9 protein-coding genes (1 of these 9 cut by a window edge) are annotated in these 7,173 nt (G+C 31.7%); 3 read left to right on the top strand and 6 right to left on the bottom strand.

Annotation, left to right across the window (positions count from 1 at the left end; genetic code table 11):
* From ACR9ES_RS04340 to ygiD, 3 genes are all read left to right on the top strand, one after another.
* On the top strand, window positions 1–185 hold the 3' end of the coding sequence (locus tag ACR9ES_RS04340; protein WP_435255244.1) for an NAD(P)H-dependent oxidoreductase. The gene continues 328 nt to the left of window position 1, outside the view; the window shows 185 of its 513 coding nt (coding positions 329–513); the start codon falls outside the window, past its left edge; the stop codon is at window positions 183–185.
* A gap of 17 nt (window positions 186–202) precedes the next feature.
* Window positions 203–778: a YceI family protein gene (locus ACR9ES_RS04335; RefSeq protein WP_435255243.1), complete on the top strand. Its 576-nt coding sequence runs from the start codon at window positions 203–205 to the stop codon at window positions 776–778.
* Window positions 779–911: 133 nt separating this feature from the next.
* Window positions 912–1,742 carry a 4,5-DOPA dioxygenase extradiol gene (gene ygiD / locus ACR9ES_RS04330; protein ID WP_435255624.1) on the top strand — a complete coding sequence of 277 codons (831 nt, stop codon included), beginning with the start codon at window positions 912–914 and terminating at the stop codon, window positions 1,740–1,742.
* A 62-nt stretch (window positions 1,743–1,804) separates the two neighbouring features.
* Here the strand turns inward: ygiD and ACR9ES_RS04325 are convergent, their stop codons facing one another.
* The 6 genes from ACR9ES_RS04325 to ACR9ES_RS04300 all read right to left on the bottom strand — a co-directional run bounded on the left by ACR9ES_RS04325 (window position 1,805) and on the right by ACR9ES_RS04300 (window position 7,112).
* Window positions 1,805–4,024, bottom strand: a complete 2,220-nt coding sequence (locus ACR9ES_RS04325; RefSeq protein WP_435255242.1) for a nitric-oxide reductase large subunit — start codon at window positions 4,022–4,024, stop codon at window positions 1,805–1,807.
* A gap of 2 nt (window positions 4,025–4,026) precedes the next feature.
* The gene (ric, locus tag ACR9ES_RS04320) at window positions 4,027–4,749 is read right to left on the bottom strand and encodes an iron-sulfur cluster repair di-iron protein (protein ID WP_435255241.1); all 723 of its coding nucleotides are present in this window, start codon (window positions 4,747–4,749) and stop codon (window positions 4,027–4,029) included.
* Between the two features lie 64 nt (window positions 4,750–4,813).
* Window positions 4,814–5,254, bottom strand: a complete 441-nt coding sequence (locus ACR9ES_RS04315) for an RrF2 family transcriptional regulator (RefSeq protein WP_435255240.1) — start codon at window positions 5,252–5,254, stop codon at window positions 4,814–4,816.
* Window positions 5,255–5,371: 117 nt separating this feature from the next.
* Window positions 5,372–5,797, bottom strand: a complete 426-nt coding sequence (locus ACR9ES_RS04310; RefSeq protein WP_435255239.1) for a DUF2147 domain-containing protein — start codon at window positions 5,795–5,797, stop codon at window positions 5,372–5,374.
* A gap of 45 nt (window positions 5,798–5,842) precedes the next feature.
* Window positions 5,843–6,370, bottom strand: coding sequence for a KdsC family phosphatase (locus tag ACR9ES_RS04305; protein ID WP_435255238.1), 528 nt, complete (start codon window positions 6,368–6,370; stop codon window positions 5,843–5,845).
* Complete coding sequence (locus ACR9ES_RS04300; RefSeq protein ID WP_435255237.1) at window positions 6,354–7,112, bottom strand: Rossmann-like and DUF2520 domain-containing protein; 759 nt, start codon at window positions 7,110–7,112, stop codon at window positions 6,354–6,356. Before ACR9ES_RS04300 ends, ACR9ES_RS04305 begins: the two co-directional genes overlap by 17 nt.
* Window positions 7,113–7,173 lie beyond the last annotated feature (61 nt).

The raw sequence follows: 7,173 nt of genomic DNA, 5'->3' as shown, positions 1-7,173 counted from the left end.
GTACTGAAAAAACCTATGATAGTTTTGTATCTTTAGAAGACCTATTAAAATCAGTAACAGTTTCGTTTCAATTTTGTGGATTGGAAATGTTACCAACACATGTGTTTTATGGGGCAAATGACAATCCAGAATTAGAAGAGATACAAATAAACTCAAAAGAATATGCAGATTTAATTTTTCAATAAATAAAAAACCAGAAACAATGAAAAATTTTAAAAATCTATTAGTGTTTATGTTAATCGCATTAACAATATTATCATTCACTACCATTATCAATGGTGTAAAAGAAGTAAATACCAAAGAAAGTAAAGTCGTTTGGAAAGGGTATAAGGTAACAGGTTCTCATGAAGGAACAGTTAATTTACAATCGGGTACATTAAACTTTGAAGACGATAAATTAGTAGGAGGAGAGTTTACTATAGATATGACTTCTATTGCGGTAACAGATTTATCAGGAGATTACCAAAAGAAGTTAGAAGGGCATTTAAAATCGGATGATTTTTTTGGTGTAAAGAATCACCCAATTTCAACTTTAGTATTTACTAAGGTAAAAGCAAAAGGAAAAAATTCATATGAAGTAACTGCTAATTTAACTATTAAAAATAAAACCAATCCTGTAACTTTTGAAATTTCAGTATATGGTAAAAAAGCAACAGCTTCACTAAAGGTAGATAGAGCTAAATATGAAGTAAAATACGGTTCTACAAGCTTTTTTGATGGTTTAAAGGATAAAGCAATTTACGACGAATTTGATCTAGTAGTTGATTTAGTTTTTTAAATTCAACATAGACTGCATACATATCTCGAATTAAAGTTTGGGATATGTTTAAATAATATAAATAAACAAGAATACCCTTATGAAACGATCTGCGTTTTTACAATTACTAGGGTTAGCATCAGTAAATTTGAGTATGGGATCATTAAGCGGATTAAAAAAGTTATCAGATAGTTTACCAGTTTCTCAGACAATGCCAGTGTTGTTTTTAGGACATGGTAGTCCTATGAATGCTATTGAAGAAAACGAATTTACTTTAGGGTTTAAAAATATTTCAAAAACACTACCTAAACCTAAAGCTATTATATGTATTTCGGCACATTGGTTTACTAAAGGAACCAAAGTAACTGCGATGGAAATGCCTAAAACTATTCACGATTTTGGTGGTTTTCCTCAAGAGTTATTTGAACAGCAATATCCAGCAAAAGGAAACCCAGAATTAGCTAAGGAAACAAAACAGTTATTACATCCTAATTTTGTTGAGTTAGATGAACATTGGGGACTAGATCATGGTGCTTGGACCGTATTGAAATATTTATTTCCAAAGGCAGATGTGCCCGTAATTCAATTAAGTATTGATTACACCAAAGATGCTAATTACCATTTTGAATTGGCAAAACAACTTACTTCTTTAAGGCAAAAAGGAGTGTTGATTATTGGTAGCGGAAACATTGTTCATAATTTACGATTGGTTGACTGGAAGAATTTTGATAAAGATAATTACGGATATGATTGGGCTATTGAAGCAAGAGCAACGGTTAATAAATATTTATTAGAAGGAAACTATCAACCTTTAATAGATTATACGAAACAATCAAAAGCTTTTCAGCTTGCAATTCCAACTCCAGATCATTATTTACCTTTAATTTATAGTTTAGGATTGCAACAAAAAAACGAAGAAGTTCAGCTTTTTAACGATAAGTTATTAGCGGGTTCTTTAAGTATGACTTCACTAAAAATAGGATAAAAAAAGTCTGTATAACACTTGTTTATACAGACTTTATCAATCAATCAAAAAAAAAATCAGGCTTAGAATTTTTGTTTTATTGCGCTAATTGTTGTTTTTACAACAAACCAGCAGAAATATACAATACCTAAAGAGAACACAATGTCTCCCACCATACGCATCCATTTTAAGGTTTGTACTGTAGGGTTGTATAATAACTCAGGATCTCTAGCAAAAGAATACCCTTTTGTTATAGAGGTGTATGCTTGAATTATTCCAACTGGTAGTAGGCTTAATACCACCATTAAAACTAATCCTATGTTTAGTAACCAAAATGAGTTTTTTACAAGTTTTTCGTTCCATGAAATGTTTGAATACAAGCGTAAGCAAATTAAGATGAAGCCCATACCTAACATTCCGTATACACCAAACAAAGCAGTGTGTGCATGTACAGAAGTTGTGTTTAATCCTTGGATATAATAAAGTGCAATTGGAGGGTTGATTAAGAATCCGAAAACACCAGCACCTACCATGTTCCAAAAGGCAACAGCAATAAAGAAAAAGATAGGCCATTTATAACGTTGAATCCAGGCATTCTTTTTCAATAAATTCCAGTTTTCTCTAATTTCAAATCCCATTAAGGTTAATGGCACCACTTCTAAGGCACTAAACGTAGCCCCTAAAGCAATAGCTTGCACAGGTGTTCCTGAATAATACAAGTGGTGTAAAGTACCAATAATACCTCCTGCTAAAAATATGGTTGCTGATGCAATTGCTGTTTTTCCTGCAGTTTTGGTTGAAATAATTTTCATTCGAGAGAAAATGTAGGCAATAATTACCGTAGCAAATACCTCAAAGAATCCTTCAACCCATAAGTGTACTAACCACCATCTCCAATAATTAATAACAGGTAAAGAACTGTTTTCACCATACATTAATCCAGAGAAAAAGAACATACCAATAGCAACTACAGCAATTAATAAGATGTAAAGTAAATGTTTTGAATCGTCATTTTTTCTGATACCATACAGCACGTGTCTACCTACCATAACAACCCATAAAATTAAACCAATACCTAAGAATATTTGCCAGAACCTACCTAAATCCATGTACTCATATCCTTGATGACCAAAGAAAAAGTTAGTGGTTAAGTCAAAGAATTGGTGTACTCCTAACCATTGTCCTGCCATAGAACCTAAAACGATAAATAATAAAGCAATAAATAAGAAGTTGGTACCAAATACTTGATATTTCATTTCTTTACCACTAATAATAGGAGCTAAGAATAACCCTGTTGCAAGCCAAGTAGCGGCAATCCAAAATACTGCAAGCTGCGTATGCCATGTCCTAGAAATTGAATATGGAAGGAATTCAGAGAGATTAAACCCGAAGAAAGCTTGTCCTTCTACTGTATAATGTACAGTAACAATACCCAAAACAACTTGTAACACAATAAGTAATGAAATAACTAAAAAGTATTTAAGAACAGCTCTTTGAGATTTGAATAGTTTTAAATCGAGTAAGGGATCGTTGTTAGGGTTTGTTACTGCTTCTCCTTTTTCATGATTTCGTATGTAGTAATAGGTTAATACTCCAATAAACAACAGTAATAGTATGATAGAGAACCCTGACCAAAGTTGTGAATCTGGCGTAATTGTATTGTTAATTAACGGTTCGTGTGGCCAGTTAGAAGTATAAGTGTAATCTTGATTAGGTCTTTCTGTACTAGCTGCCCAAGAAGTCCAAAATAAGAAAGCATTAAGCTTAGCAAGTTTTTCAGTATCGGTTAAAGCACCTTCAGGAATAGCATATTTTTCATGACCTTTAGAAAAGATTGCTGAATAATGTGCCGCATTTACTTCAATAGCCTCTTTTCGTTCTTTAGAAATTGTTATTGATTGGTCTTTTTCATTGAATGTATTGGTTCTAATATCTTTTACCAAACGCGCTTTTATAGCTGCTTTATTTTCTTCATCTAAAGCATCGTAATTAGTATTAAAATCTCTTTTAGCCCAATAGTCTAATAAATAAACAGCTTCTTTATGAATCCAATCAGCTGTCCAGTCTGGAGCAACATAACTTCCGTGTCCCCAAATAGAACCGACTTCCATTCCACCGATAGATTCCCAAACATTTTGTCCGTCTTGTATATCTTTTTTAGTATAAATAACCTCGTTAGTTTCCTTAACTTTTACAGTTTCAGGTATAGGGGGTTGGGTTTGATAAATTTCTGTACCTACCCATATTAATGCAATAAACGATAATACGACTACTGCAATAAATCCAGTCCAAATTTTTCTCATTATTAATTATTTAATTGTTTTTCTAATATGATTGCTTTTTTAAATAGAATGTTGTTTTCTAAATGAATGTGTTTGTGCAAGTCTTCTTCAAACTCTTGTAACATTGCAAACGATACTTTGTACGTATTACAAGCATCAGCTGGTGGTGTATAGTTGTTTGTTAGTTTTGCAATTGTTCTAAACCTTTCTCCTTCATTATCGTGCTCGGTATGCATCATGTTAATAGGGTTTTCTACAGTTCCAAATGGAGGAGGGGCAAGAGAAGTATTCGTAGTAATTGCTGTTACTAATTTTTTAATAAAAGGAAACAAAATCAGCTCTTCTTTTTTCATGTGTTTCGTTAGTTCACCTGCACTTTCGGTAAATAACTGTAAAACCTCATGTAATTCAGGGTGATTTTTTCCGTGTACTTTCGCTATTTTATTTAAATATTCTAAAAGTTCAGGAATTCGATTTTCTACATAGGTATGATGAGTTTGATAAATGTAGTCGCATAAAAAATCTAACGACCAGTTTTGATAATCATTATTAGATTTAGAGCCTCTATCAATACGAATAAGTTTATTGATTAACGTATCTGGATCTATATCTTTTTTTGTGGTTACTTCTTCAATAGTTCTGTTACCATTACAGCAAAAATCAATACCATATAATTTAAATATTGTTGCTGTTTTGTAGTTGTTTGCTACTATGTCTGCTACTGTTGAATTGTTGTTTATTTCCATCTTTCAAGTTTTTGTTTTATAAGTAATAAAGGGATCTTTTTATCTTTTATTGATTGAATTTTTTTTACTCTCGTTTTAACCAAAAAGTATTTTTTACATTGTTGGTGTATAGTACATCATAAAGGGTGTTTTCTTCTAGCATTATCCTTAAATTATCTCTAATTTCAATAAATTTAAAGTGAAGAGGACAAGGAGAACTGTCATCACATTGCTTAAGGCCTAATCCGCAACCCGTATAAATACTATCGCCGTCTAATACACGAACTACATCGCTCAGACGAATTTTTTTAAGATTATTTTTATCAATTACAAAACCACCATAAGGACCTTTTATAGAATCTATAATGTCATTTTTCGTTAAAATTTGTAATATTTTTCCTGTAAATGCTTCAGGAGAGTTAATAGCAGCAGCAATAGCTTTTACGCCCACCTTATTGTCTAAGCTAGATTGTTCTGCAACAAAAATTGTTGCTCTTAAACCATATTCACAAGATTTTGAAAACATATAATTATTTTACGCTACAAAGATATAGATTTAATTTTATAAAAGATAAAAAAGTCTTTTATATTTTATAATAAAAAGCACCATGAAAAAATGGTGCTTTTGAATCCTATTTAAAGGTTATATTTTTCGGTGCCAGTACGCTGTTCTACCAAAGGCAGAGAAACCAACATAACCTCTAATTTTAAGTTTGTTTTTACCGTCTAGTTTTATGTAACACTTGTATTCCTTACCATTTTTAGGATCCAAGATTTTTCCACCGCTCCATTCATCACCATCTTTAGATAATCCTGTTAAAATATTCATTCCTAAAATAGGATTGTTTTTTCTGTTGCCGCTACATTTATCACAAACAGCTTCTTGACGGTTTTTATCTGTTATTTCAACAATTTTAGCGTAAGCCTTTCCATCTTTTTTATATACTTCTATTACAGAATCAACCTTATTGGTTTCTTCATCTCGGTTTTCCCATTTTCCGAAAATAGTTTGTGCGCTCATCGATAAGCTAACGGTTGTAAATAATAAAGCAAAAAGTATTTTTTTCATAATCTAAAAGTTTTAATAGTATATCGTTTTCAAAAAGTATTCCAATTAATCGTATTGTGCATCAAAGTTGCTATCCCATTTTCCTTGTACACGTAATACTTGTTCTATAATATCTCGAGCACAACCATTACCACCAGTTTTATCAGAAATGTATTTAGAAATTTGTTGAATTTCACGTGCTGCATCATTTGGGCAAGCCGGCATTCCTATGAGTTTCATTACAGGGTAGTCAGGTATATCATCACCCATGTACATTATATTTTCTGGATTTAATTTGTACTTTTCAACCAATTCGTTGAATTGTTTTATTTTATTATGAGCACCTAAGTAAATATCGGTTATACCTAAATCTTCTAAGCGAGTACGTACACCTTCGTTTTTTCCTCCAGAAATAATACAAACTCTAAAACCAGCTTTTACAGCAGCTTTTAAAGCATATCCATCTTTGATGTTCATTTGACGAACTAATTGTCCATCAGGAAAAACAGTAACAATTCCGTTTGTTAAAACACCATCTACATCAAAAATTAAAGTATCTATTTGAGGTAGGTATTCTTTATAGCTTTTTTCCATTCTGTTGGATTGATTTTGTAATAAGTTTATAAATTTCTTGTTGTTCGGAATTCAATAACGCTAAATGGTTTTGAATGGTTTTTTGGTCATTTCTCTTTGCAGGACCAGTTTGCGCTGCTTCAGGATTTAGTTTTGTAATCTTTTCGGCAGTTTCTTGTATTAAAGGATATAAGATTTCAAACGGAACTTGGTGTTCATCACAAATATCAGCTCCAATTTTATACATATGATTGGTGAAATTATTCACAAAAACTGCAGCAACATGCAATCGTTTTCGTTGCTCTGAATTGATATGGTATATTTTTTTTCCAATAGTTTTAGCTAAAGTTTCTAAAAGTGTCGAGTCTTGCTCATTTTCAGCTTCTAAGCAAAATGGAATTTCATCAAAATTCACTTCTTTATCTTTAGAAAAACTCTGTAATAAGTAAAAAATACCTTTACGACCGGCATTTTGTAGCGACTGTATTGTAACACTACCAGAAGTATGTACAACTAAGCTGTTTTTATTTTCAATTGTACTTGAAACAAGACTGATAGCATCATCAGAAACCGCTATGATATACACATCAGCTTCTTTTAATAACTCTATGCTATTTGTGATGGAAGTAACGTCTTTTAAATGCTCTATCTGTTTAATATTTCGAGCATAAACTTGTACCAATGATACATCATTAGCTTTGCTAAAAGCATTGGCTAAATGTGTAGCTACATTACCACCTCCTATAATGACAACCTTAATCATAGTACGAAGATATTGAATTTAATTAAAAATATTTTCGCATATTTGTTTCATTATGATTGTA

It is taken from the genome of Tenacibaculum sp. A30 (assembly GCF_051200845.1).
GTDB lineage: Bacteria > Bacteroidota > Bacteroidia > Flavobacteriales > Flavobacteriaceae > Polaribacter.
Note: the sequence above shows the minus strand (reverse complement) of the source record. Positions and strands in the feature narration are given on the sequence as shown.

Coding starts and splice junctions, on each gene's coding strand:
- ygiD (WP_435255624.1), top strand. CDS start 912: ATGGGATCATTAAGCGGATTAAAAAAGTTATCAGATAGTTTACCAGTT.
- ACR9ES_RS04305 (WP_435255238.1), bottom strand. CDS start 6,370: ATGGAAAAAAGCTATAAAGAATACCTACCTCAAATAGATACTTTAATT.
- ACR9ES_RS04325 (WP_435255242.1), bottom strand. CDS start 4,024: ATGAGAAAAATTTGGACTGGATTTATTGCAGTAGTCGTATTATCGTTT.
- ACR9ES_RS04310 (WP_435255239.1), bottom strand. CDS start 5,797: ATGAAAAAAATACTTTTTGCTTTATTATTTACAACCGTTAGCTTATCG.
- ACR9ES_RS04315 (WP_435255240.1), bottom strand. CDS start 5,254: ATGTTTTCAAAATCTTGTGAATATGGTTTAAGAGCAACAATTTTTGTT.
- ACR9ES_RS04300 (WP_435255237.1), bottom strand. CDS start 7,112: ATGATTAAGGTTGTCATTATAGGAGGTGGTAATGTAGCTACACATTTA.
- ACR9ES_RS04335 (WP_435255243.1), top strand. CDS start 203: ATGAAAAATTTTAAAAATCTATTAGTGTTTATGTTAATCGCATTAACA.
- ric (WP_435255241.1), bottom strand. CDS start 4,749: ATGGAAATAAACAACAATTCAACAGTAGCAGACATAGTAGCAAACAAC.